This is a genomic window from Ectopseudomonas guguanensis, assembly GCF_900104265.1.
GTDB lineage: Bacteria > Pseudomonadota > Gammaproteobacteria > Pseudomonadales > Pseudomonadaceae > Aquipseudomonas > Aquipseudomonas guguanensis.
In genome coordinates this window covers 120,406-144,903 of record NZ_FNJJ01000014.1, presented here as the reverse complement: position 1 = coordinate 144,903, position 24,498 = coordinate 120,406, and the positions used below count along the sequence as shown (strand labels likewise).

Sequence of the window (24,498 nt, the reverse complement as noted above, 5' to 3'; positions counted from 1 at the left end):
TGCCTGCATACTCCAGACCGCTTCCGTCACGGAAGCGGTTCAGGCAGGCGACAGCAGGTAGGGCAATGGTCAGACGAACCAAAGAAGAAGCACAGGCGACGCGGGTGCAGATACTCGATGCCGCGGAGCAGGTGTTCCACGCCCAGGGCGTCTCACGTGCGTCACTGGCCGAGGTGGCCAAGGCGGCGGGCGTGACCCGTGGCGCCATCTACTGGCATTTCGAGAACAAGATCGATCTGTTCCAGGCCATGCTCGAACGCCTGCGCCTGCCGCTGGAGGAACTGGCGCGTGCCAGCGAGAGCGAGGAAGAGCCGGACCCACTGGGCTGCATGCGCGAGCTGCTGATCACGGCGCTGACGCGCCTGGCGAGCGAGCCGCAGACCCGGCGCGTGCATGACATCCTGCGTTACAAATGCGAATACACCGGCGAGCTGCTCGGCCTGCGCGAACGCATGCAGGCGCTGAGCCTGGAGTGTGATCAGCGCATCGCCAAGGCACTGGGCAACGCAGTCAACAAGGGTCAGTTGCCGAGCGATCTGGACTGCGCGCGCGGTGCTGTATGCCTGCACGCATATATCGAGGGCATCGAGTCCAACTGGCTGCTGGTGCCCAGCTTCGACCTGGCTGCCCAGGCCCCGGCGCTGGTCGACACCGTGCTGGACATGCTGCGCAGCCCGGCGCTGCGCCGGATGCCGATCGGTTAAGCGTAGGGTGTGCCATGCGCACCAAGGGCGAGCCCCGGTTCTTTCGGTGCGCACGGCGCACCCTACGACTGCGCAGCCCGGCGCTGCGCCTGAAGATCGCTTAGACGTAGGGTGCGCCGTGCGCACCAGGGGAGAGCCCGGCACTATCGGTGCGCACAGCGCACCCTACTACCCTCAGCCCGCCCGTCGCTGCTCGGGCAGGCTGTGTGGCGCCTGCAGGCGCGCTTGCAGCGTGGCGACGAAGACGCGGGCCTGCTCCTCGCTGCGAAAACTCACGCAATGCTGATCCAGCTGCACCTGCCATCGGCGTTCACCACCCTGATCGAGCGGCTGGACGAGAATCTTCATGCTGACCACCTCCTGAGCTGACCTTGAAATCGAAGCCGTTTGGAGAGTGGTCATCCTAGTCCGTGCCGGTGATCCTTTGCTGACCTGGATCAGGGTGCGAGGCGCCGTTTCGCTGCCCAGGCGACGAACGGCACGATGCCGAGGCCGCGACCCGCTCCACCCGTAGGGTGGGCTTCAGCCCACCACGCCGCCTCCCACCAAAGCTACCACTCCAGCCCTCGTCGCGTTCTTCAGAACCCCTCGAGCACGATCTTGCCCTTGGCCTTGCCACTTTCTAGCAGCGCATGGGCGCGGCGCAGGTTGGCGGCATTGATGCGTCCGAAATGCTCGCCGAGGGTGGTCCTGATCACGCCGCTGTCCACCAGCTCGGCCACGCGCTGCAGCAGGCGGTGCTGCTCGATCATGTCGGCGGTCTGGTACAGCGAGCGGGTGAACATCAGCTCCCAGTGCAGCGACAGGCTCTTGCGCTTGAGCTGCATGACGTCCAGCGGTTGCAGCGGGTCGTCGATCAGCGCCAGGCGCCCTTGCGGCTGCAGGCACTCGATCAGCTGGGCATAGTGCTGGTCGGTCTGGGTCAGGCTGGCGACATGGCTGACCTGGCCGATGCCGATACGCGCGAGCTCCTCGCTCAGCGGCTTGCCGTGGTCGATCACGTGATGCGCACCCAGCTCGCGGACCCAGGCCTGGGTTTCCGGGCGCGAGGCGGTGCCGATCACGGTCAGGCCGGTCAGGCGGCGCGCCAGCTGGGTGAGGATCGAACCAACGCCGCCGGCCGCGCCGACGATCAGCAGGCTCTGGCCCTGATCGGTCGAGCCTTCGGCGACCTGCAGGCGTTCGAACAGCAGTTCCCAGGCGGTGATGGCGGTCAGCGGCAGGGCTGCCGCCTCGGCGAACGACAGGCTTTGCGGCATTTTGCCGACGATGCGCTGATCCACCAGATGCAACTCGCTGTTGGCCCCGGCGCGGTCGATGGCACCGGCATAGAACACCCGGTCGCCGGGCTGGAACAGGGTGACCTCGCTGCCCACGGCCTGGACCACGCCAGAGGCGTCCCAGCCCAGTACCTTGGCTGCGCCGTTTTCGGGGGCGACGCCCAGGCGGATCTTGGTATCGACCGGGTTGACCGAGATGGCGCGCACCTCCACCAGCAGATCGTGTGGGCCGGGAGAGGGGGCATCCAGTTGTACGTCCTGCAGGGCTTCGGGGTGCTCGGCAGGCAGGGATTGGTAGTAGGCAACGGCTTTCATGCTAGGGCTCCGGTTGTCGGGTTCAGGCGATGGTGCTGATAGTCATCCGTTCTGCTGGTTGAAAAAAGCGCCTGCGGATAGAGTCTCTTTCATCATTATTTTGAAAGTAGGACGCCATGCTGCGTTTCGATGACCTGCAACTCTTCGTGCGTACCGCTGAAACCGGCAGCCTGTCGGCCGCGGCGCGGCTGCTGAATGTCTCGCCGGCGGTGGCCAGTGCCGCGCTCAAGCGCCTGGAGCAGCAACTGCAGGTGCGTCTGCTGGCGCGCTCGACGCGCAGCCTGCGCCTGACGCCCGAGGGCGAGCTGTATCTGGTGCACGCGCGCCTGGCCTTGCAGAGCCTGGAGGAGGGACGCCAGCAACTGGCCGGCAGCCAGGACGGCATTCGCGGAATGCTGCAGCTTTCGGCGCCTTCGGATCTGGGGCGCAACACGCTGCTGCCCTGGCTCGATGCATTCCAGGCCGAGCATCCGCAACTGCATCTGCGCCTGCTGCTGGCCGATCGGGTGGCCGATCTGTTCCGCGAGCCGGTGGATATCGCCCTGCGCTACGGCGCCCCGGAAGACTCCAGCCTGGTGGCATTGCCGGTGGCGCCGGACAATCGCCGCGTGCTCTGCGCCGCGCCGGCCTATCTCGCCCGGCATGGAGCGCCGCAGAGCGTGGATGATCTACGCCAGCACAACTGCCTGCTGTACATGCTGCACGGGCGCGTGCATGACCGCTGGCGCTTCCAGAGCGGCAAGCGCGAGATGCTGCTGACGGTGGCCGGCAATCGCGTCAGCGACGATGCCGATGTCACCCGGCGCTGGGCCGTGGCCGGGCAGGGCGTGGTGTACAAGTCCTGGCTGGACGTGGCCGACGATGTGCGCGAAGGCCGGCTGCAGGTGCTGCTGCCGGACTGGCAGGGCGAGCCGACACCGCTGTATCTGGTCTGCGCCCATCGCGCCCAGCTGAGCAAGGCGGTGCATCTGCTGCGCGAGTTCCTGCAACGGCGTTGCCAACGTCTGCTGGAGGCCGCGCCGTGGCGTTAGCCGCGCGCGCGATAAAGCTGCGAACGCCTGCTAGACTCCCGTACCAAACGACTGCGGCAACGCACCGCAGTGTCGCGTCGCCATCCTCTGTTTAGAGTCGCGCCCCATGAAACTGGCCCGCAAAGACCGCTCGCTGATCGCCTGGTTGCTGTACTTCAGCATCCTGTTCGGTGCGTTCGCCTGCGCCATCAGCCATGGTCAGATGGCCGGCCTGCAGCTCAGCGGGCTGAGCAGCCAGTACTGCTCGTTCGAGGGCAACTTCGGTGCCGGTGCCGATCTCGACGGCTCCGGCGTGGTGGCGCCCAATCCGGCCACCGGCAGCGGCTGCGCCCTGGGCAGCCTGTTCAGCGCCATCATCCTGGCCGCCTTCTTCGGCTTGCTGGGCTTGCTGGCAGCCGCTCGCAGGCCTGCTGCGACCTGGCTGTTCGTCCCGCATCCGCTTCGCTATCTCTGGCCCTCGGCCAATCCCCGCGCTTCTCCCGCGCTGATCTGAGTCGTTCCTGGCGGCCGCACCTAGGGCCGCGTTGGTTACCTGCGATCAGATAAGAACTGCGCTTGTCGGTGCCTGCAAACCTGCATCCGGGCGGCACCCGACCAGCCGACGTTGGGGGAAATCCATGCGTCAGATGTCCGTATTCAGCCTGCTGGCCGCCAGTGCCAGCCTGGCCACCTGCGCTCATGCCGCGCATATCGAGCTGGAAGACAGCACCGTGGTGGCGCGCGAGCAGCGCGATGCCACCGCACCGAGCATCGCCGAGAAGCGCGCCGAGTTCGCGCGCATTCCCGGCGGTGCCGGCATCGTCGATGCCGACACCTACAAGACCGGGCGTGCGAGCTCGCCGCAGGACGCCCTCGGGCACGCCACCGGGGTCTACATCCAGTCGCGCTCCGGCGCCGAGGAGTCGCGCCTGTCGATTCGCGGCTCGGGTTTGCAGCGCACCTTCCACCAGCGCGGCATCCTGCTGATGCAGGATGGTGCGCCGCTGAACCTGGCCGATGGCAGTGGCGATTTCCAGAGCATCGAGCCGATCGCCCTGGACCACATCGAGGTGATGCGTGGCGCCAATGCCTGGCGCTACGGCGCGGCCAACCTGGGCGGGGCGATCAACTTCGTCACGCCCACCGGCAAGAGCGCGCCCAAGGCGCAGCTGCGCACCGAGGCGGGGAGTTTCGACTACCGCCGCGTCTTCGGCGCCGTCGCCCAGGAGTTCGGCGACTGGGACGCCTACCTGAGCGTTTCCGACTATGCCCAGGACGGTTTCCGCGATCACGCCCGTCAGGACAATCAGCGCTACTTCGCCAATATCGGCGGGCGCATCAACGAGAGACTGGCCACGCGCTTCTACATCAGCCACGTGGAAACCGACTCGGAAATTCCCGGCAGCCTGACCAAGGCGCAATTGCGGCGTAACCCCGAGCAGGCCGCGTCGAGCACGGTGACGGGCGACAACAAGCGCGACTTCACGCTCAACCGGTTCGGCAACATCACCACCCTGCAACTCGATGGCGGCCATAGCCTGGAGCTGTCGAGCTTCTACAGCGAAAAGTCGCTTTGGCACCCGATCTTCCAGGTGCTGGAGGTCGACAGCGAGGATATCGGCGTACGCCTGACGCACAAGTGGCACAACGCCGAGGGTTGGCGCTGGAGCGCCGGTGTCGAGGCGCTGCAGGGGCGCAACCAGACGAAGAATTACGTCAACGTATCTGGTCGGCGTGGCAATCTGGTCGACCGTCAGCTGCAGACCGCGCGCAGCCTCAACGCCTTCAGCGAGCTGGAAGTGCCGCTGGCCGAGGACTGGGCGCTGATCGGCGGCCTGACCTGGCTGCACAGCGAGCGCGATATCGACGACAAGCTCAAGAGCAGCTTCAACTTCGCCGGCTTGCCCAGCGGTTTTCGCGATGACTCCTTCACCAAAAGCTACAGCGCGCGGATTGGCCGGATCGGCCTGCGCCACGAACTGGCCGAAGGCGTGCAACTGTTCGGCAACCTCAGCCAGAGCTTCGAGCCGCCCACCTTCAGCGAGCTGACCGGTGGCGCCATCGTCACCGAGAACGACGCGCAGAAGGCCACCATGCTGGAAGCCGGCATGCGCATCAGCCGCGGCCACCTGGATCTGGACCTGGCGGTGTACCGCAGCGAGGTTCGCGATGAACTGCTCGGTTACACCAACCCGCTCAACCCCACCCAGGTGATCACCACCAATGCCGATCGCACCGTGCATCAGGGCATCGAGCTGGGCGCCGCCTGGCAGCTGGGCAATCTGCTCCTGCGCGGGCAATACCTGCTCAACGACTTCCGCTTCGACGACGATCCCGCCTATGGCAACAACCGCATCGCCGGCGTGCCGAGCCAGTTCCTCAAGGGCGAGTTGCTCTGGCAGCAGGATGGCTGGTATGTCGGCCCGACCCTGGAGTGGGTGCCGGTGCACTACGCGGCCGACCATGCCGAGTCGCTGTATGCCGAGGCCTACGCCATCTGGGGGATGAAGGGCGGCTACCGTTCGCGCGAGGGCCTGGGTTTCTTCGTCGAGGGGCGCAACCTTGCCGACAAGACCTACATCGCCACCACCGGCGTGGTGGCCAACGCCAATGGCCAGGATGCCGCGCTGTTCATGCCCGGCGATGGCCGCAGCCTGTACGTCGGCCTGGAGTGGAAGCTGTGACGGCGGCCCTGCAGACGCTGCCGCGCGCGACCTGGCGTCAGCGCCTGTTGCGGCTGATGCCCTGGCACCGGCGCCTGGCAGTGCTGGCTTGCCTCGGGGTGTTCTGCTGGGCCGCCAGCGGCATGCTGCATCCGCTGATGGGCTACCTGCAGCCCCGGGCGCAGACCATGGCCGCGCCGCAGCAGGTGGTGCCGCTGGACGACCTGCGCAGCCCCGCGCAGGTGCTCTCCGCTGCGGCCATCGAGCGGGTGCAGGCGCTGCGCCTGCTGGTGCTGGCCGGCGAGCCCTACTATCAGGCGCGTCTGCCCGGCGAACTGCAGCCACGCTACTGGCATGCGCGCAGTGGCGAGGCCGTGGACCTGACCGCGGCGCATGCCGAAAGCCTGGCCCGGCATTACCTCGGCAGCGAGGAAAGCCTGACCTACGGCGGCAGCCTCGGGCACTTCAGCAGCGAATATGCCTTCATCAACCGCCTGCTGCCGGTGGCGCGGGTCGACACCCGGCGCGAGGACGGCCTGAGGCTGTACGTCGATCTGTTCCATGACCGCCTCGGCACCCTGGTGGATCAGCGCAAGGCCTGGTTCAGCGCCTTCTTCCAGACCCTGCACAGCTTTCGCTGGCTGGATGCGGCCGGGCCGCTGCGGCCGTTGCTGATGGCCCTGCTGCTGGCCTCGATCCTGAGCGCGACGCTGTTCGGCATCGCGCTGTTCGTGGCGCGGCGCCGCGCCCGCAGTTTCAGTCGCCGCCTGCATGGCTGGTGGGGGCTGGGCCTGGCTGCGGCGACCCTGAGCTTCGCCAGCAGCGGCGCCTGGCACCTGCTGCACAAGCAGACGGCAGAACCCTGGCCTGCCGCCTACGCGGCGAGTTTCGAGGTGGCGCTGCTGGATCAGGCGCCCAGCGCCGATTGGCTGCTGCGTGGCGAGCAGCTGTTCGGCCTGAGCCTGCTGGAGCTGGACGGCAAGCCGGTCTGGCGCGCCCAGGGCCAGCAGTTCGGCATGATGCCGACCCTGCACTACCTGGATGCCGCTGGCCGGGAGCTGGATAGCGACAGCGCGCGCCGCCATGCTCGCCAGCGTCTCGAGCATTACGCCGCCGCGCTCGGCCTGGGCGAGATGCAGAGCCTTGAGCTGCAGGCGCAGTTCGATCACGAGTACGGCTTCGTCTTCAAGCGCCTGCCGGTGTTCAAGGCCACTTACGCCGATGCGAAAAACACCGCCCTGTACATCGATCCGCTGGACGGCGCGCTGGCCAGCCGCGTGCAGGACGTCGACCGCCGCGAGGGCTGGGCGTTCGCCTACCTGCACAAGTGGGAGTTTCTCGCCGGTCTGGGCAATGGCTACAAACATCTGATGCTGGGCCTGGTGGCGTTGTCGCATGTACTGCTGGCGCTGGTCGGCCTGAGCCTGCTGCGCCGGAGTGCGCGCTGATGCCTTGGCTGCCGACGCGCTGCGTCCACCCCTCTGCCTGGAGATGGCAATGAACAATGTCTCGTTCTACAACCTGGCCTGGCGCTGGCATTTCTACGCCGGGCTGTTCGTCATCCCGTTCATGATCCTGCTGTCGGTCACCGGGATCATCTACCTGTTCAAACCGCAGCTCGATACCTGGCTGTACCCGCACCTGATGCTGGCGCCGGCGACCGAGCAGCGCGTCAGCGCCGACCAGCAGCTGGCACTGGTCGAACGGCTGTATCCCGATGCCACGCTGAGCAAGTACCTGCCTCCGGTTGGCGAAGGTCGCAGCGCGCATTTCGTCATCGAGCGCGACGGGCGCCCGCTCAACCTGTTCGTCGATCCCTATCGCGGCACGCTGCTCGGCGAGCAGGACGGGCAATGGAACCTGCAGGCCGTGGCGCGCACCCTGCACGGCGATCTGATGATCGGCACCCTCGGTGACCGGCTGATCGAACTGGCCGCGGGCTGGGGCATCGTGCTGGTGGTTTCCGGTCTGTACCTGTGGTGGCCACGCGGCAACAACCCGGCCGGCGTGCTCTGGCCGCGCCTGCATGCACGAGGGCGCCTGCTGTGGCGCGACCTGCATGCGGTGACCGGGTTCTGGGGCTCGCTGCTGCTGTTGTTCATGCTGCTCACCGGCATGACCTGGACCGGCTTTTGGGGGGCGCAATTCGCCGGCGCCTGGAACCAGTTTCCCGCGGCGATGTGGGATGAGGTACCGAAGTCCGGGCAACTCGCCGGTAGCCTCAACAGCAGCCGCGAGCAGACCGTGTCCTGGGCGGCGGAGGTGACGCCGCTGCCGGCCTCCGACCCACATGCGGCGCATCGCGGCCATGCCGGCCACGACCAGGGCCCGGCTGCGCCGCGCATCAGCCTGCAGCAGGTGGTCGACACCGCCGACGCACGCGGCGTGCAGCGCGGCTACAGCATCAGCTTCCCGCAGGGCGCCACTGGCGTGTACAGCGTCGCACTGTTCGCCGATGACCCGCGCAACGACGCCACCCTGCACCTGGACCAGTACAGCGGCGCGGTGCTGGCCGATGTGCGCTGGGCGGATTACGGCCTGGTGGCGCGGGCCGTAGAGAGTGGCGTGAAGCTGCACGAAGGCAAGATGTTCGGCCTGGCCAACCAGATCCTGATGGCACTGGTCTGCCTGCTGATCATCCTCAGCGCCGTCAGTGGCCTGGTGATCTGGTGGAAACGCCGCCCGGCCGGCCGCCTTGGCGTACCGCCGCTGCGCCATGACCTGCCGCGCTGGAAGAGCGCCATCGGCGTGATGATCGTGCTCGGCGTGCTGTTCCCTCTGGTGGGCGCCTCGCTGTTGCTGATCTGGGCGCTCGACCGCTGCCTGGGCCTGCTGCTCAGAGCCCCCCTGGCCAACCGAGACGTGCCATGATTTTCCTAGACCTCAACCCGGAGACAACCCGCATGAACCTGCGCAAAACCCTGCTAGGCCTCGCTTTGATCCTGCCTGCGATGCTGGCCCAGGCCCACGAGTATGAAGTCGGCCAGTTGCATATCGACCACCCCTGGTCGCGCGAGATGCCGCCTGTGGCGCCGACGGCCGCGGCTTATTTCGTCATTCACAACAAGGGCGGCGAAGCCGATCGCCTGCTTGGCGCCAGCACGCCGGTGGCGGGCAAGGCCGAGCTGCACGAGCACGTGCACGCAGATGGCGTGATGAAGATGCAGCAGGTGCAGGACGTCGCCATCCCCGCCGGTGGCGAGGTGAAGTTCGAGCCCATGGGCTATCACGTCATGCTGTTCGACCTGAAGCAGCAGGCCAGCGACGGCGAGCGTTTCCCGCTGACCCTGACCTTCGAGAAAGCCGGCGAGATCGAGGTGCAGGTTGCCGTGCAGAAGGATGCCCCGGCCGGCCATGAGCATGCCGCCGGCCACGACGCGGGCAAGCACCAGCACTGAAGTTCGCGGTATGCATGCCCGGCACGCAGCCGGGCGGCGTATCTGCATGCGCTAATACGGCCTTAAGGTTGAGCGGCGAGAGTGAGGCTGCAGACCCACTCTCCCTGCACCGACGAGGATTCGATCATGCGCACACTGCTTCTGCTGTCCCTGGCTCTGGCCAGCCCGCTGACCTTGGCCGCCACGCAGTGCACCACTGCCGACATGTCGCAGTGGCAGGATCAGGACAAGTTCCAGTCCGGCCTCAAGGCCCAGGGCTACCAGATCAGCAAGTTCAAGGTCACCAAAGGCAACTGCTACGAAATCTACGGCTTCGACAAGGACGGCAAGAAGGTCGAGATCTACTTCGATCCGGTCAGCGGTGATGCCGTCAAGAGCAACGTGGAACGCTGATGGGCGCCGCAACCGTACGCTTGTGGGACCCGGTGGTGCGCCTGTTCCACTGGTCCCTGGCCGGCGCCTTTCTGGCCAACTACTTCTTTACCGAAGAAGGCGAAAGCTGGCATCGCTGGTTCGGCTACTACGCCGTGGCCTGGCTGGCGATTCGTCTGCTCTGGGGTTTCGTCGGCACGCCGGCGGCGCGCTGGGCCGATTTCTGGCCGACCCCGGCACGTCTCGGCGCGCACCTGCGCGCGCTGATTGGCGGGCAGCCGTATCACCGTCTCGGGCACTCGCCGCTGGGCGCGCTGGTGATGATCCTGATGATGGCGCTGATGCTGGGCCTGGGCGTAACCGGCTTTCTGATGGAGGAGGTCGATTATTTCTGGGGCGCGGATCTGCCGCTGGAGATCCACGAGTTCTGTGCCAACGCGCTGATGGCGCTGGTGGGCCTGCATATCGCCGCCGCCCTGTTCGAGAGCTACCGGCTGCGTGAGAACCTGCCGCTGTCGATGGTCACCGGCAAGCGGCGCAAGCTGTCGGAACACTGATACTACAAGTCGCGGCTGAAGCCCCTCCCACTGTGGGAGGCGCTTCAGCGGCGATGCTCTTGCTCAGGCCAGGCGTGCGTCCAGGCTGTTCTGCGCCAGGCGTCTGGCCTGCGCTTCGGTCATGCCCAGGTGTTCGTGCAGGGCAGCGAAGTTCTCGCCGACGTAGCCGCCGAAGTAGGCCGGGTCGTCCGAGTTCACCGTCACCTTCACGCCGCGCTCGAGCATCTCGAGGATGTTGTGCTGGCCCATGTGCTCGAACACGCACAGCTTGATGTTGGACAACGGGCAGACGGTCAGCGGAATCTGCTCGTCGATGATGCGCTGCATCAGCCGCTCGTCTTCGATGGCGCGTACGCCGTGGTCGATTCGCTTGACCTTGAGCAGGTCCAGCGCTTCCCAGATGTATTCGGGCGGGCCTTCCTCGCCGGCGTGCGCCACCGCGTGCAGGCCTTCGCTACGCGCCTTGGCGAACACCCGCTCGAACAGCCGCGGCGGGAAGCCCTTCTCCGAACTGTCGAGGCCGACGCCGATAAAGGCATCGCGAAACGGCATGGCCTGCTCCAGCGTCTTGAAGGCTTCTTCCTCGGGCAGATGACGCAGGAAGCTGAGGATCAGGCCGTGGCTGATGCCCAGCTGCTGCTCGCCGTCGCGCAGCGCCTGCTGGATGCCGCGCAGTACCACTTCGAAGGGAATACCGCGGTCGGTATGGGTCTGCGGGTCGAAGAAGGGCTCGACGTGGATGACGTTCTGCGCCTTGCAACGCTGCAGGTAGGCCCAGGTCAGGTCGTAGAAATCCTGCTCGGTGCGCAGCACGTTGGCGCCGGCGTAATACAGGTCGAGGAACTCCTGCAGGTTGTTGAAGGCGTAGGCCGCGCGCAGGGTCTCGACATCGGCCCAGGGCAGGGCGATCTGGTTGCGTTCGGCCAGGGCGAACAGCAGCTCGGGCTCCAGCGAGCCCTCCAGGTGCAGGTGCAGTTCGGCCTTGGGCAGGGCGTTGAGCCATTCGGGCATGGTGGGGTTCTCGTTATCAGGCTTGGGTAACGGCAAAGTTTAACGGGTGGGACAGGATCGTGCTGCGCCGCCTGGCCCGTTGCGTAGGGTGGACATCGCTTTTCATGTCCACCGATATGGATGTGCCGGTGCCGAAGCGGTGGATGAAAAGAGCGTCATCCACCCTACGATGCTTTACGGTAGGCGCGGATTCATCCGCGAATTTCGCGACTGAAGTCGCTCCTACAGTTGGCGGCATTCAGCTCTATGCCTCCTCGCGCCGATAGGCATAGGTGTCGGCGAAGCGCGACAGCAGGTACTCGGCGCTGGTTACCGGCCTGTACTTGGCCGGGTTATCCGCGCTGGAACAGTTGGGCAGGCAGTCGATCAGGGTGTCCGGGTGCGGTTCGGCGAAGAACGGCATGGAGTAGCGATCCACCCCCAGCGGGCTGATCACCCGATGCGGCGTCGAGGTGTAACGGTCGTTGCTCCAGCGCGCCATCATGTCGCCGATGTTGACCACGAAGCTGCCGGCAATCGGTGGCGCGTCGATCCACTCGCCGTTACGCGCGCGCACCTGCAGGCCGCCGGCGTCATCCTGGTAGAGCAGGGTGACGCAGCCGTAATCGGTGTGCGCGCCGGCGCCCTGTTGCTCGGCGCTGGTGGCGGTATGGCGCGGTGGATAGTGGATCATGCGCAGCACACTGATTGGTTCATGAAAGCGCGCGTCGAAGAAAGCGTGCTCGATGTCCAGCGCCATGGCCATGGCGCGCAGCAGGGTCTTGGCCAGGTCCTGCATGTCGGCGTAATGCTGTTCCATCAGCTCGTTCCATCCGGGCAGATCCGGGTGGCGATTCGGCCCGCGCAGCGGTTTGCCCGCCAGCACCTCGGGGTGATCGGCGGGCATGTGGAAACCCATGTCGAAGGTTTCCTTGAGGTCGCTCGGCTTGCTCGGGTCCAACTGCTCGGTGGCAATCGCCCCGTAGCCACGGTGGTGGGTGGTCCGGGTGATATCGATCCTGAGTTTCTCTTCGGCGGGCAGGGCGAAGAAGCGTTTCGCCGCACCGAGCAGGGCGTCGATGCGCTCGGCACTGATCGGGTGGCCGACGATGTAGAAGAAGCCCCAGTCGCGGCAGGCGCGGTCGATCTGCTCGGCCACGGCAGGCCAGGCCGAAGCGTCGTCGGCGTAGAGAGGGGCGATGTCGATGATGGGTAATGCGTTCATGTTCAGCCTCGGGTGGGCGGTGCTGCGAGTCTTCTCGTACCCAGGGCAGCGATGCGTGACACCAAAGGCCGGCGCCACGGTGATGCGGTTCTGCTGAGATAAGCAGGGACGGCATCGGTGATTTCCAAATTATCGCGGCTGAAGCCGCTCCTACGGACGCAGGAGCGGCTGGGCGGCATTGCGCTTCAGCCGCGATGCTTTGCGTTGTTACTTCGGCAGCTCGGCCTTCACGTTTTCCACGTAGTAGTTCATCGCGGCCAGCTCGGCGTTGGTCGCTGCGACGCCAGCCGGGATCTTCTCGACGCCGCTCTGGTCCTTGATCGGGCCGGTGAAGGGGTGGAACTTGCCGCTACGAATGTCGGCGATGATCTGCTCGGCCTCGCTCTTCACGTCGGCCGGCACCAGGTCGCTGATCGGCAGTTCGATTGTGTCTTCGGCCAGGCCGCCCCAGAAGTCCTGCGGCTGCCAGGTGCCGTCGAGCACCGCCTGGGTGGACTTGATGTAGTGCGGGCCCCAGTCGTTGACGATGGAGGTGAGCACGGCCTTCGGCCCGAAGTGGGCCATGTCCGAGGCGTAGCCGACGGCGTAGATGCCGCGGCGCTCGGCGGTCTGGATCGGCGCCGGACTGTCGGTGTGCTGGAACATCACGTCCACGCCCTGGTCGATCAGCGCGTTGGCGGCGTCGGATTCCTTGCCCGGATCGAACCAGGTGTTGACCCACACCACCTTGATCTCGGTGCCCGGGTTGTACTTGTCCAGCGCCAGCTGGATGGCATTGATGTCGCGGATCACCTCGGGGATCGGGAAGGACGCGATGTAGCCGACCTTCTTGGTCTTGGTCATCTTCGCCGCGAGGAAGCCGCCGACATAGCGGCCTTCATAGGAGCGCGACAGGTAGGTGCCGACGTTCTTGTCCTGCTTGTAGCCGGTGGCGTGCTCGAAGGTGACCTTGGGGAATTGCTTGGCCACCTTGATCGTCGGATTCATGTAGCCGAAGGAGGTGGTGAAGATCAGGTCGAAACCGCCCTTGGCCATGTTGCGGATCACCCGCTCGGCGTCGGCGCCTTCCGGCACGTTCTCGACGAAGCTGGTGGTGACCTTGTCGCCCATTTCCTTGATCAGCATCTGCCGGCCCTGCTCATGCTGGTAAGTCCAGCCGTGGTCGCCGATGGGGCCGATATAGACAAAGCCGACCTTCAGCGGATCGGCTGCCGAGGCGCTGAGCATGGCGCCAAGGCCCAGGGCGGCGACGAGGGTGCGCAGCAGCGGTTTCTTGCTCTTCTTGTGCATGGTGGGTACAGCTCCAGTCTTGGTATTGGGATGGCCGTTGGTTGGCTGAGCCCATGACTGCAAAAAGCTGACCAACAAGACAGATAGCGGGGCTGGCGGCGCTCTGCCTGTGCGCCTGGCTGGTAGTGGGAGCGGTATTGGTGCGCAGCAGCCTTATATGTCGTGTTGTGGTGCGTCGTTCCTGTCCCGGCACCGACGAAACGGCGGTCGCGGCTGAAGCCCCTCCCACAGGTTGGCGTTGTTCTTGCGGGAGACGCTTTAACTCGTAGGGTGCGCCGTGCGCACCGGCAGTTTTTCGGTGCGCACGGCGCCCCATACGGTTCGGGATCAGGCGTTGACCAACTGCTTCGCCGCCTGCCGGTGATCGGCGATCAGCTGCGCCACGTCGAGCCCTTCGATCTGCCCGTCGATGACGCGCCAGGTGCCGCCGATCATCATTCGGTCGGCGCGGTCGGCGCCGCATAGCAGCAGTGCCGCGATGGGGTCGTGGCTGCCGGAAAAACGCAGCTCATCGAGCTTGAATAGCGCCAGGTCGGCCTGCTTGCCGACTGCCAGCTCGCCGATATCGCTTCGCCCGAGCAGGCGCGCCGAACCACGCGTGGCCCAGCCGAGCACGCGCTGCGGGGTTATCTGCTCGGTACCGTAGCGCAGGCGCTGGATATACAGCGCCTGGCGCGCTTCGAGGATCAGGTTCGACGCATCGTTGGAGGCCGAACCGTCGACGCCCAGGCCCAGCGGGGCGCCAGCGGCTTCCAGCTCGACACTGGGGCAGATGCCCGAAGCCAGGCGCATGTTGGAGCTGGGGCAATGGCAGATGCCGGTGCCGGCAGCGCCCAGACGGGCGATCTCCTCGGGGTTGAAGTGGATGCCGTGGGCCAGCCAGGTGCGCGGGCCGAGCCAGCCAACGCTATCCAGGTAATCCACGGTGCGCAGGCCGAAGCGCTGCAGGCAGAAATCCTCCTCGTCGAGGGTTTCGGCGAGGTGGGTGTGCAGGCGTACGTCCAGCTGCGCGGCCACTTCGGCGCTCTGGCGCATGATTTCCTGGGTCACCGAGAAGGGCGAGCAGGGGGCGAGGGCGATCTGGATCTGCGCGCCATCGCCGCGCTCATGGTACTGGCCGATCAGGCGCTGGCTGTCGGCCAGGATCACTTCGCCCTGCTGCACCGTCTGCTGCGGCGGCAGGCCGCCGTCGGCTTCGCCCAGGCTCATCGAACCGCGGGTGAGCATGGCGCGCATGCCCAGTTCGCGGACTGCCTCGACCTGCACATCGATGGCGTTTTCCAGACCGCCGGGGAACAGGTAGTGATGATCGGCGGCGGTGCTGCAGCCGGACAGCAGCAGCTCGGCCAGCGCCACCTTGCTGGCCAGGGCCAGTTTCTCGGGGGTGAGGCGTGCCCACACCGGGTAGAGCGTCTTCAGCCAGGGAAACAGCGGCTGGTTGACCACCGGCGCCCAGGCGCGGGTAAGGGTCTGGTAGAAGTGATGGTGGGTGTTGATCAGGCCCGGCAGCAGCACGTGCTCGCGGGCGTCGAAGGTTTGCTCGCAGGGTGTTGAAGGCTGCTGGCCTTTGCTGAGCACTTCCGCGATGCGGCCATTCTCGATCACCAGGCCGCCGGAAGCGTCCAGGTCGTTGGCGGTGAAGATGGCGAGAGGGTTCTTGATCCAGATGCGGGTGGCTGCCATGAGCAGGCTCCTCTGAGGTTGATGTCAGGTAAGCCAGCTCAGTGTTGACCCTGTCTGCTGATCCAGGTGCGTCGGAGTAGACGTGCGGGGGAAGATAGCTGACTCTGGAGTCAGGGGCAACAACCCAGATCGCGGCTGAAGCCGCTCCCACGGATCAGTGCTGTTCTTGTGGGAGGGGCTTCAGCCGCGACTCTCAAAAGGTCAGAGCCATACCGAATCCCACAATGGATAATCGCCCACCCGGCTGACCAAACCAGCCCTCAGGGGATTGGCGACGATGTACCGTGCGGCGGGCAGAACATCTTCTTCGCGGCGCAACGCTCGATCATGAAAACCATCCTGCCAGAGCTTCCCCTGTCTACCGTACAAGGCGTTGACCCGCTTGGCACTGCGTCCTTTGATGCGGCGCATCAGTCCGCTCAGTGAGCCTTGCTGCAGGGCGATGAGCCAGTGCAGATGATCGGGCATGAGCACCCAGGCCAGTGATTCAACCAGGCCTTCCTGCTGCGCAGCTTTCAGTTCCGCGACGACGAGTCGACCAACAGTGAAATCCGAAAAAAGCGTTTCGCGGCTTTCGGTCGTGGCGGTGAGTAGATAGATGCGCTGTGCCTCCGAAAACCGGCCGGCACGCAAGCGAGCTGAGTGGGGCATTCCTTTGCCTCTCGATCAGGGTGTGACACAGGTATAGCCGAAAACCTCTTGTCGCGGCTAAAGCCCCTCCCACAAAAGCTGTCCGTAGGTTGCTCTGTTGCTGTGGGAGGGGCTTTAGCCGCGACTAATAACTGTCGAGCCTCAATGCCCCGGCTGCCAAGGCTGGCCCAGCGACACCGGCGCATACAGCCGGGTCTTGATCGCATCGCGCGAGAGCAGCACCAGCACGACGATGGTGGCCACATAAGGCAGCATCGCCAGCAGGTTCGACGGGATCGACAGGCCGATGCCCTGCGCCACCAGATGGAGGATGCTGGCCAGGCCGAACAGGTAGGCGCCGAGCAGCACACGCAGCACCCGCCAACTGGCGAACACCACCAGCGCCAGGGCGATCCAGCCACGGCCGGCGGTCATGTTTTCCGCCCACATCGGCGTATAGGCCAGCGACAGGTAGCCGCCCGCCAATCCGGCCATGGCGCCACCGAAGAGCACCGCCAGGGTGCGCACGCGCAGTACCGGCAGGCCCATGGCGCTGGCGGCGTCCGGGTTCTCGCCGACGGCCTGGATGATCAGGCCGGTACGGCTTTTCAGCAGCACCCAGGCCACCAGCGCGAACAGGGCGAAGGACAGGTAGATCAGCACGTCCTGAGCGAACAGCATGCGCCCGATCAGCGGGATGTCCGCCAGCAGCGGAATGACGATGGGCTCGAAGCCGCTCAGCGGCTTGCCGACCCAGGCGGCGCCGACGAAGGTAGAAAGACCGACGCCGAAGATGGTCAGGGCCAGCCCGGTGGCCACCTGGTTGGCGTTGAAGCCCAGCGCCACGGCGGCGAACAGCAGCGACAGCAGCATGCCGGCGGCCATTGCCAGCAACACACCGAGCCACAGGCTGCCGGTGCTGAAGGCGACGATAAAGCCGATCACCGCGCCGAACAGCATCATGCCTTCCTGGCCGAGGTTGAGCACGCCGCTCTTCTCGCACACCAGCTCGCCCAGAGCCACCAGCAGCAGTGGCGTGCCGGTGCGCACCATGGCGTAGAAGATATTGGTCAACAGATCGAGATCCATGGGGATTCCTTTGCATTCATGCTCTTTGTGGGAGGCGCTTCAGCGGCGAGCTTTTGTCGCGGCTAAAGCCACTCCCACCGTCAGGTGGTCGCTTCAGCGAGGCGCTCGTGTTTCGCCCATTTCCACTTCAGCCGTGGCCGATAGAGGATCAGCACGTCGCAGGCCAGCAGGTAGAACAGCATCATTCCCTGGAACAATTGGGTGATCGCCTGCGGCAGGTTGAGACTCATCTGCGCGTTCTCGCCGCCCAGGTACAGCAGCGCCATCAGCAGGCTGGCGACGACGATGCCGAGCGGGTTGAGGCGGCCGAGAAAGGCCACGGTGATCGCCGCATAGCCGTAGCCCGGCGAGACCTGCGGCACCAGTTGGCCAATCGGCCCGGCCACTTCGCCCACACCCGCCATACCGGCCAGCGCGCCGCTGACCAGCAGGGCGAACCACACCAGGCGCTTCTCGCGAAAGCCGACGAAGCCGGCGGCGCGCTTGTCCAGGCCCAGCACCTTGATCTGAAAACCCAGAAAGCTCTTGTGCAGCAGCACCCATACCGCCACCAGGGCCAGCAGCGCCAGGTACAGGCCGCCATGCAGGCGACCGTCCTCGCTGACCAGCGGCAGGCGGCTAGCATCGCCGAACATCGCCGATTCGGGGAAGTTGAAACCGGCCGGGTCCTTCAGCGGGCCATGCACGAAGAACAGCAACAGGTTCAGCGCGATGTAGTTGAGCATGATGCTGGTGAGGATTTCGTTGGCATTGAACTGCGTGCGCAGCCAGGCAGTGAGCCCTGCCCAGGCCGCGCCCGCGCAGGTGCCGGCCAGCACTACCCAGGCCAGCGCCCAGCGGCTTTCCCAGTCGATCAGTTGCAGGGCCATGGCGCTGCCGGCCAGGGCGCCGATCAACAGTTGGCCTTCGGCGCCGATGTTCCAGATGCGCGCCTGGTAGGCCACTGCCAGGCCGAGGGCGCAAAGCAGGATCGGCAGCGCCTTGACCAGCAGTTCGGACACGCCGTACCAGTCGCTGACCGGGGCGATGAGCAGGGTATGCAAGGTTTCCAGCGGGTCATGGCCGAGCAGGGTGAACAGCAGCATGCCGCTCACCAGCGTCAGTACGGCGGCGAGCAGCGGCGACAGCCAGAGCATGGGGCGCGACTCCTGGCCGCGCGGTTCCAGGGATAACAGCATGACGGGCTCCGTCAGCAGGCCGCAGCGGCGGCGGGTTGATCGAATTCACCGGCCATCCAGCGGCCGACTTCCACGGTGGATACCTGCGCCGTCTCGGCCAGCGGCGACAGGCGCCCGCTGCACAGCGCGCCGATGCGGTCGCTGATCTGGAACAGCTCGTCGAGGTCTTCGGAGATCACCAGGATTGCCGCGCCGGCATCGCGCAGGGCGATCAGCGCGCGGTGGATGGCCGCTGCCGCACCGACATCCACGCCCCAGGTTGGATGCGCAGCCACCAGCAGTTTCGGGTTTTGCAGAATCTCGCGGCCGAGGATGAATTTCTGCAGATTGCCGCCGGACAGGCTGCGTGCAGCGGTGTCGGCATCCGGCGTCTTCACCGCGAAGCGCTGGATGATCTGCTCGGCCAGCGCGCGCACCTTGCTGCGCTGTATCAGGCCGGCCTTGACCAGGCCCTGACCGAAGGCGGTGAGCAGGGCGTTGTCCAGCAGGCTCATTTCCGGCACGGCGCCGTGGCCGAGACGTTCGGCGGGTACGAAGGCCAGACCCAGCTGGCGCCGCGCATCGGGATGCAGATTGGCCACCGGCGCGGCATCGATGCTGACCCGCTCGCGTTCGCCACGCGGCAGGCGGGTTTCGCCGCTGAGCAGGGCGAGAAGCTCGTCCTGACCATTGCCGGCTACCCCGGCGATACCGACGATCTCGCCGCTGCGCACCTCCAGGCGAAGGCGTTCGAGCGAGCAGCCGAACGGATCGGGGTTGTGCCAACTGAGGTCATCGACACGCAGCCGTGGCAGGCCGCCGCTGACTTTCGGGTAACTGCTTTCCAGCCCCTCGGCGTCGCCGACCATCAGCCGCGCCAGTTCCAGATCGCTGCATTCGGCCGGCACGCAATGGCCGGACACCCGCCCGCCGCGCAGCACCGTGGCGCTCTGGCACAGCGCGCGCACCTCGCCGAGCTTGTGGCTGATAAAGAGAATGCTGCAGCCCTCATCGGCCAGGCGGCGCAGGGTGACGAACAGCTCGTCGGCCTCCTGCGGGGTGAGCACCGAGGTGGGCTCGTCGAGGATCAGCAGTTGGATGTCCTGCATCAGGCAACGCACGATCTCCACCCGCTGGCGCTCGCCGATGGACAGGCTGTGCACCAGGCGCGTCGGCTCCAGCGCCATGCCGTAGCGCTGCGACACCTCACGAATCTTCGGCTCCAGTTGCTTCGGTGTACCGGCCTGCGCGCCCATGGCCAGGGCGATGTTCTCGGCCACGGTCAGCGTCTCGAACAGCGAGAAATGCTGGAACACCATGCCGATGCCCAGGCCGCGCGCCATGGCCGGATCGCGCATCGTCAGCCGCTCGCCCTGCCAGCGAATCTCGCCGCTGCTGGGCTGGGTGACGCCGTAGATGATCTTCATCAGCGTGCTCTTGCCGGCGCCGTTCTCGCCGAGCAGGGCGCGGATCTCGCCGGGGGCGATGGCCAGATCGATACGGTCATTGGCCAGGCAGCCGGGGTATTGCTTGCTGATGGCGGTCAGCTGCAGGCGTGGGTAATCGGGTGGGGCGGACATGGGGCACGCTCATAAAAAGAACTGAGCGGGGCTAAAGCAAAAACTTGGCCATGGGGTCAGAAAAGCTGGCGGCGGGCGTTTGCTTCTGCCACCAGTCCTGGTTCATGCGCAGGATTGGTGCGACTCCGCCCCCAGGGTGCGTCGTGCGCACTGCATTCGAGCGCGCTGAAGTGGCGAGATGCAAGCCGGGAGAAGAGGCGTTATGTACTGAAGCGAGTGCACCCCATGAACGTTGGATGAAAAGCTTCATCACCTGCGGGCTGTCATGACCTCGCCAGTTGGCGCCGCATTTCAATGAGCTGATGTTCACCCACGATCTCAACTTCCTTGATGAACTCGAAGCCAAACTTCTCGTAATAGCCTTTAAGGTGGCTGTGGGCATGGAGTTCAATGGAAGTGACGCCTATGTTCTGCGCGTGTTGCAGCAATGCCTGGACAACGGCCGAGGCGACGCCCGCGCCCCGGTAGACCTCACTGACCGCCACCCTGGCCATGGTCGAAGAACCGTCCTCTTTTACCGTTAGGCGCGCCGTGGCAATTGGCTCGCCCTGTTCAGTGGCCAGCGCATGGAAGGACGCCTCATCCAATCCATCTAGGTCCAACTCCGCAGGAATCCGTTGTTCACGGGTAAAAACCTGATGACGGATACCTTGCGCCAGACGGATCAACTCCGGGTCATTACCGATATGTACTTCCATCGTTTTTTCTCCAACACAATGGCATGGCCCCTATGACACGGGCCGCTATCTGGCAATAAGGGGCTCACCAGGGCAGCGGATTGCCCTGGTAGTCGAGGTAGCGCAGGCCGGCTTCGCCAACGGCGGCGCTGACCTGTTGGACCATGCCCTTGCAACTGCTGTCGATATCCAGCGGGGCGTCGTCGCCGCCCATGTCGGTGCGCACCCAGCCCGGGTGCATCAGCAGCACGCCGAGGTGCGGCTTGTCCTGAGTGCGCACGAAACATTGCACGAGGTGGTTGAGCGCGGCCTTGCTGGCGCCATACAGCGGCATGCCCAGGCCGGCACCGGCCTCGATGCTGCCGAGGATCGAGCTCATGAACACGATCAGCCCGTGTTCGCTGGCCAGGTTCGGCAGCAGGCGCTCGGCCACGCGCAACGGGGCGACGGCATTGGTGAGGAACAGCTGACCCATTTCCTCGGCGCTGGCCTGGGCGGTGCTGTGGTGGCTGGGGCCGGCTACCCCGGCATTGACGAAGATGACGTCGAACCGCTGACCGCTCAGACGGCCGGCGAGCTGTTCGAGGCTGACCGGGTCGGTCATTTCCAGCTGTTCGACCTGCACGCCGAGCCCTTGCAGAGGGGCTTGTTGCGCGGCGCTACGCACGGTGGCAGTCACGGCCCAGCCCTGGGCGGCGAATTCACCGGCCAGGCCCAGGCCGAGGCCGCGTGAGGCACCGATGATCAGAATGGATCGGGAGGCAGTCATGTCAGGCTCCATGGCGGATGAGAAGACGATCAGCATAGCGAATGCCGATCCGATAATCCCGGCGCGGCAAGCCCCTGCAGGAGCCCGCCCCGGGGCGGAGCTTTTCGAGTGCGCCCCAGCCACGATTCGCGGCGGGGCGCCGCTCCTACCTCTTGCGCTGTCATTCCGTCAGCCAGGCGCCCTGGCTACGGCCGTGGCCGGTTTCGCGGTCATAACGGCGTTCATGTTCGGCATGCCGTTGCAGGATGGCGTTGGCGCGCTGGTTGGCCTGCCGTTGCAGCTCGGCACAGCTGGGGTATTCGGCGAGCTGCCGCAGTGCGGCGTCGATCTCGGCGGCTGCGGCCTGACCGATACGGTAATGGCCCAGCTCATGCTCGCGCAGTGCACCCAGGTACTGCTCGAAACGCTGGCGCTGCTGCGTGTCGCTGCCGCCGAGACGGGGCAGGGTGATGGTGGCATGCAGCTGGGTACGGGTGAGGTCGATCTGGCAGCGGCCGTCGCGTTGCTCGCGCCACCAGAAATTCCATTGCACCTGCCAGCGTGTGTAGGCGTGGTAGATCTGCCCGTTCTGGCGAATCGGCGAGGCCTGGTCGATGGCGCGGCTGAGGGACTCGCCGGAAGCCACCTGCAGATCGTAGTACTGCTCCTGCAGATGCTCCTGCACATCGGCCAGGGCCGGCAGGGCCAGCCACAGCAGCGAGGCAATCATCGCTCGTCTCATGGCGGGCACAGGCTCTCGCGGCCACGGCTGATATCGCCCAGCAACCGCTCCAGCATGTCACGCTCGGCCGGTGCCACGGCCAGGTGCAGGCGCGCGCCGCTGGCGTCGTAATCCTCGCGCTCGATCAGGCTGTCCAGCTCGTTCAGGCGTGCCTTGAACAGCGGCAGTTCGGCGAACTGTAAATGGCAGGTGAAGGCCTGACGCAGCACCAGTTCGCGGCGCTCGCCGGCCTGCAGGCATTTCGCCGCGCTGCCGCCGTAGGCGCGGGCCAGACCTCCGGTGCCGAGCTGGATGCCACCGTACCAGCGGATCACCAGCACCACCACCTGGTCGCAGTCCTGGCCTTCGATGGCGGCGAGTATCGGCCGGCCGGCGGTGCCGCCCGGTTCGCCGTCGTCGTTGAAGCGATACTGGTTGCCGACCTTCCATGCCCAGCAGTTGTGCGAGGCGGCCAGGTCACTGTGGCGCTCGATGAAGGCCTGTGCGTCCGCCGCGCTGGCAACCGGCGCGGCAAGGGCGAGAAAGCGGCTCTTGCGAATCTCCTCGCGGTACTCGCAAGGCCCTGACAGGGTGAAGGCCATCAGGCTTTGGCGGCGGGTTTCAGGCCGCAGCCCTTGAGGATGATCTGCACCAGCTGGTCGGCGGCTTGCTCGAAGTCCTGCTTGGTCAGGCGCGAGCACTGCTTCACCCGGCAGATCTGCGAGGCGAAGTCGGCGTAGTGCTGGGTGCTGCTCCACAGCAGGAAAATCAGGTGGATCGGGTCGACCGGGTCCATCTTGCCGGCGGCGATCCAGCCTTCGAATACCGCGGCGCGGCCACGGAACCAGTCCAGGTAGTTCTGGTTGAAGTATTGCGACAGGCAGTCGCCGCCGCTGATCACCTCCATGGCGAAGATGCGCGAGGCCTTCGGCTGGCGCCGGGAGAACTCCATCTTGGCGCGGATGTAGCGCTCCAGTGCCTCGGCCGGGTCGTCGTCCACGGTGAGGGTGTTGAAGGTGCTGTCCCACAATTCGAGGATGTTGCTCAGCACCGCCAGGTACAGCCCCAGCTTGTTGCTGAAGTAGTAATGCAGGTTGGCCTTGGGCAGGCCGACGTTCTGCGCGATGGTGTTCATGCTGGTGCCCTTGAAGCCATGGCGGGCGAACTCTTCCTCGGCCGCCTTGATGATGGCTTCTTCGTTCTTCTGGCGGATGCGCCCGGCGGGCTTGCCGTTGCTGCTATGGGCGGGGACTTCGAAGGTCATGGGGTGATTCCGGACTGATCAGGGAGCCGAGCGATTGCACAGATACCCCAGCCATGGCTGGGTGACAAGCGTCAGGCGCGCAAAAATGCCGGGAAATGCCCGGTTGGCCGGGCTTTGCACCCTGCTGGTGCGTTGTCGCTGCCGGTGCACCCTCAGGACTGCGCCAGCGCCTCGAGAAAGCTCTCCAGCACCAGATGCGCGCGACGGCCCTTGCGCGTGACCGCCGCCAGGTTGATGTCGTAGTAGCGATGGCTTGCCTTGAGCGCCCGCAGGCGGCCCTGCTGGACCCAGGCCTGGGCATAGTGGTCGGGCAGGTAGCCGATGTAGCGCCCGGTGAGGATGAGAAAGGCCATGCCTTCGCGATCCGAAGCGCTGGCAGTGCAGTTGAGCGCCTGATAGTGGTGCTGCACCTCGGGCGGCACGCGGAAGGTCGGCGCGATGGCCTCCTGGGCGTTGAGGCGTTCGTCTTCCAGCAATTGGTCATCGACGTAGAACAGCGGATGGCCGACCGCGCAGTAGAGCAGCGAGCGTTCGTCGTACAGCGTCTGGTACTCAAGGCCGGACAGCGCGCCGACCTGCGGCACCACGCCGACGTGCAGGCGGCCATCGAGCACGCCCTGTTCCACCTCCGACGGTGGCGTCATGCGGATGTGGATGCGCACGTCCGGCCCCTGTGCCTTGAGCCGCGCCAGGGCGTTGGTGATGCGCATATGCGGAATGGTCACCAGGTTGTCGGTCAGGCCGATGTTCAGTTCGCCGCGCAAGTGGCGATGCAGGCCGTTGACCTCGGTGCGAAAGCTCTCCAGCGCCGCCAGCAGCTGCAGGGTGCTCTGGTACACCTCGCGGCCTTCCTCGGTCAGGGCGAAACCGGCGCGGCCGCGCTGGCACAGGCGCAGGCCGAGGCGTTGTTCCAGATCGCTCATCTGCTGGCTGATGGCCGAGCGGCCGATGCCCAGCGCGCTTTCCGCGGCGGAGAAACCGCCGCACTCCACCACGCTGCGAAACAGCTTGAGCAGGCGGATTTCAAAGTCGCTGACCTGGGCCAGCGGATCGGGGCGGCGGCTGCTCATTTGTTTAGTCGGCCTTGAACTGAAGATAAGAAGAGTATTGTTTTACTGACTCTATGCTCATGGCACCTTTGCTGG

General features: G+C 65.7%; 25 protein-coding genes. 9 read left to right on the top strand and 16 right to left on the bottom strand.

Annotated elements, in window-relative coordinates; translation table 11 throughout:
- The first annotated feature begins 65 nt into the window (after positions 1-65).
- Positions 66-704, top strand: a complete 639-nt coding sequence (locus BLS61_RS19620; RefSeq protein ID WP_090433677.1) for a TetR family transcriptional regulator — start codon at positions 66-68, stop codon at positions 702-704.
- 174 nt (positions 705-878) lie between these two features.
- Here the strand turns inward: BLS61_RS19620 and BLS61_RS23700 are convergent, their stop codons facing one another.
- Positions 879-1,052 carry a hypothetical protein gene (locus BLS61_RS23700; RefSeq protein ID WP_167358757.1) on the bottom strand — a complete coding sequence of 58 codons (174 nt, stop codon included), beginning with the start codon at positions 1,050-1,052 and terminating at the stop codon, positions 879-881.
- Positions 1,053-1,282: 230 nt separating this feature from the next.
- Entirely contained in the window at positions 1,283-2,299 is a 1,017-nt protein-coding gene (locus BLS61_RS19615) for a zinc-binding alcohol dehydrogenase family protein (protein ID WP_090433675.1), read from the bottom strand.
- A gap of 116 nt (positions 2,300-2,415) precedes the next feature.
- On the opposite strand from BLS61_RS19615, the gene BLS61_RS19610 reads away from it, so the two are divergent.
- The 8 genes from BLS61_RS19610 (at position 2,416) to BLS61_RS19575 (ending at position 10,299) form a co-directional block, all read left to right on the top strand.
- The gene (locus BLS61_RS19610; RefSeq protein ID WP_090433673.1) at positions 2,416-3,330 is read left to right on the top strand and encodes a LysR family transcriptional regulator; all 915 of its coding nucleotides are present in this window, start codon (positions 2,416-2,418) and stop codon (positions 3,328-3,330) included.
- Between the two features lie 106 nt (positions 3,331-3,436).
- Complete coding sequence (locus tag BLS61_RS19605) at positions 3,437-3,823, top strand: DUF2946 domain-containing protein (RefSeq protein WP_090433671.1); 387 nt, start codon at positions 3,437-3,439, stop codon at positions 3,821-3,823.
- 124 nt (positions 3,824-3,947) lie between these two features.
- Positions 3,948-5,993, top strand: a complete 2,046-nt coding sequence (locus BLS61_RS19600) for a TonB-dependent receptor family protein (protein WP_090433669.1) — start codon at positions 3,948-3,950, stop codon at positions 5,991-5,993.
- Positions 5,990-7,420 (top strand): hypothetical protein, encoded by a 1,431-nt coding sequence (locus BLS61_RS19595; RefSeq protein ID WP_090433667.1) that lies wholly within the window; start codon positions 5,990-5,992, stop codon positions 7,418-7,420. The genes BLS61_RS19600 and BLS61_RS19595 overlap by 4 nt, the downstream gene beginning before the upstream one ends.
- Positions 7,421-7,463: 43 nt before the next feature.
- Positions 7,464-8,843, top strand: a complete 1,380-nt coding sequence (locus tag BLS61_RS19590) for a PepSY-associated TM helix domain-containing protein (protein WP_090433738.1) — start codon at positions 7,464-7,466, stop codon at positions 8,841-8,843.
- 32 nt (positions 8,844-8,875) lie between these two features.
- Positions 8,876-9,370 (top strand): copper chaperone PCu(A)C, encoded by a 495-nt coding sequence (locus tag BLS61_RS19585; RefSeq protein WP_208598824.1) that lies wholly within the window; start codon positions 8,876-8,878, stop codon positions 9,368-9,370.
- 126 nt (positions 9,371-9,496) lie between these two features.
- Complete coding sequence (locus BLS61_RS19580; protein WP_090433663.1) at positions 9,497-9,763, top strand: PepSY domain-containing protein; 267 nt, start codon at positions 9,497-9,499, stop codon at positions 9,761-9,763.
- The gene (locus tag BLS61_RS19575; protein ID WP_090433661.1) at positions 9,763-10,299 is read left to right on the top strand and encodes a cytochrome b/b6 domain-containing protein; all 537 of its coding nucleotides are present in this window, start codon (positions 9,763-9,765) and stop codon (positions 10,297-10,299) included. Before BLS61_RS19580 ends, BLS61_RS19575 begins: the two co-directional genes overlap by 1 nt.
- Positions 10,300-10,362: 63 nt before the next feature.
- On the opposite strand, the gene BLS61_RS19570 is transcribed toward BLS61_RS19575, so the two are convergent.
- The 14 genes from BLS61_RS19570 to BLS61_RS19505 form a co-directional block, all read right to left on the bottom strand.
- Positions 10,363-11,310: an adenosine deaminase gene (locus BLS61_RS19570; protein WP_090433659.1), complete on the bottom strand. Its 948-nt coding sequence runs from the start codon at positions 11,308-11,310 to the stop codon at positions 10,363-10,365.
- 244 nt (positions 11,311-11,554) lie between these two features.
- Positions 11,555-12,514, bottom strand: a complete 960-nt coding sequence (locus BLS61_RS19565) for a 2-oxoglutarate and iron-dependent oxygenase domain-containing protein (protein ID WP_090433657.1) — start codon at positions 12,512-12,514, stop codon at positions 11,555-11,557.
- A gap of 207 nt (positions 12,515-12,721) precedes the next feature.
- Positions 12,722-13,804: a BMP family ABC transporter substrate-binding protein gene (locus tag BLS61_RS19560; protein WP_090433655.1), complete on the bottom strand. Its 1,083-nt coding sequence runs from the start codon at positions 13,802-13,804 to the stop codon at positions 12,722-12,724.
- Between the two features lie 327 nt (positions 13,805-14,131).
- Positions 14,132-15,487 (bottom strand): 8-oxoguanine deaminase, encoded by a 1,356-nt coding sequence (locus BLS61_RS19555; protein ID WP_090433653.1) that lies wholly within the window; start codon positions 15,485-15,487, stop codon positions 14,132-14,134.
- A 201-nt stretch (positions 15,488-15,688) separates the two neighbouring features.
- On the bottom strand, positions 15,689-16,138 hold the full coding sequence (locus BLS61_RS19550; protein WP_090433651.1) for an REP-associated tyrosine transposase: 450 nt from the start codon (positions 16,136-16,138) through the stop codon (positions 15,689-15,691).
- Between the two features lie 141 nt (positions 16,139-16,279).
- Positions 16,280-17,206, bottom strand: a complete 927-nt coding sequence (locus tag BLS61_RS19545) for an ABC transporter permease (protein WP_090433649.1) — start codon at positions 17,204-17,206, stop codon at positions 16,280-16,282.
- Positions 17,207-17,286: 80 nt separating this feature from the next.
- Entirely contained in the window at positions 17,287-18,384 is a 1,098-nt protein-coding gene (locus BLS61_RS19540) for an ABC transporter permease (RefSeq protein ID WP_090433647.1), read from the bottom strand.
- A gap of 11 nt (positions 18,385-18,395) precedes the next feature.
- The gene (locus BLS61_RS19535; protein WP_090433645.1) at positions 18,396-19,943 is read right to left on the bottom strand and encodes an ABC transporter ATP-binding protein; all 1,548 of its coding nucleotides are present in this window, start codon (positions 19,941-19,943) and stop codon (positions 18,396-18,398) included.
- A 263-nt stretch (positions 19,944-20,206) separates the two neighbouring features.
- Positions 20,207-20,641 carry a GNAT family N-acetyltransferase gene (locus tag BLS61_RS19530; RefSeq protein WP_090433643.1) on the bottom strand — a complete coding sequence of 145 codons (435 nt, stop codon included), beginning with the start codon at positions 20,639-20,641 and terminating at the stop codon, positions 20,207-20,209.
- Between the two features lie 64 nt (positions 20,642-20,705).
- On the bottom strand, positions 20,706-21,389 hold the full coding sequence (locus tag BLS61_RS19525; protein WP_090433642.1) for an SDR family oxidoreductase: 684 nt from the start codon (positions 21,387-21,389) through the stop codon (positions 20,706-20,708).
- Positions 21,390-21,549: 160 nt separating this feature from the next.
- Complete coding sequence (locus tag BLS61_RS19520) at positions 21,550-22,098, bottom strand: DUF922 domain-containing protein (protein ID WP_244157981.1); 549 nt, start codon at positions 22,096-22,098, stop codon at positions 21,550-21,552.
- A gap of 8 nt (positions 22,099-22,106) precedes the next feature.
- A complete protein-coding gene (locus BLS61_RS19515) occupies positions 22,107-22,691 on the bottom strand; it encodes an IMPACT family protein (RefSeq protein ID WP_090433638.1) in 585 nt (194 codons plus the stop codon).
- On the bottom strand, positions 22,691-23,353 hold the full coding sequence (locus BLS61_RS19510) for a TetR/AcrR family transcriptional regulator (protein ID WP_090433636.1): 663 nt from the start codon (positions 23,351-23,353) through the stop codon (positions 22,691-22,693). The genes BLS61_RS19515 and BLS61_RS19510 overlap by 1 nt, the downstream gene beginning before the upstream one ends.
- 152 nt (positions 23,354-23,505) lie before the next feature.
- The gene (locus tag BLS61_RS19505) at positions 23,506-24,423 is read right to left on the bottom strand and encodes a LysR family transcriptional regulator (protein WP_090433634.1); all 918 of its coding nucleotides are present in this window, start codon (positions 24,421-24,423) and stop codon (positions 23,506-23,508) included.
- Positions 24,424-24,498 lie beyond the last annotated feature (75 nt).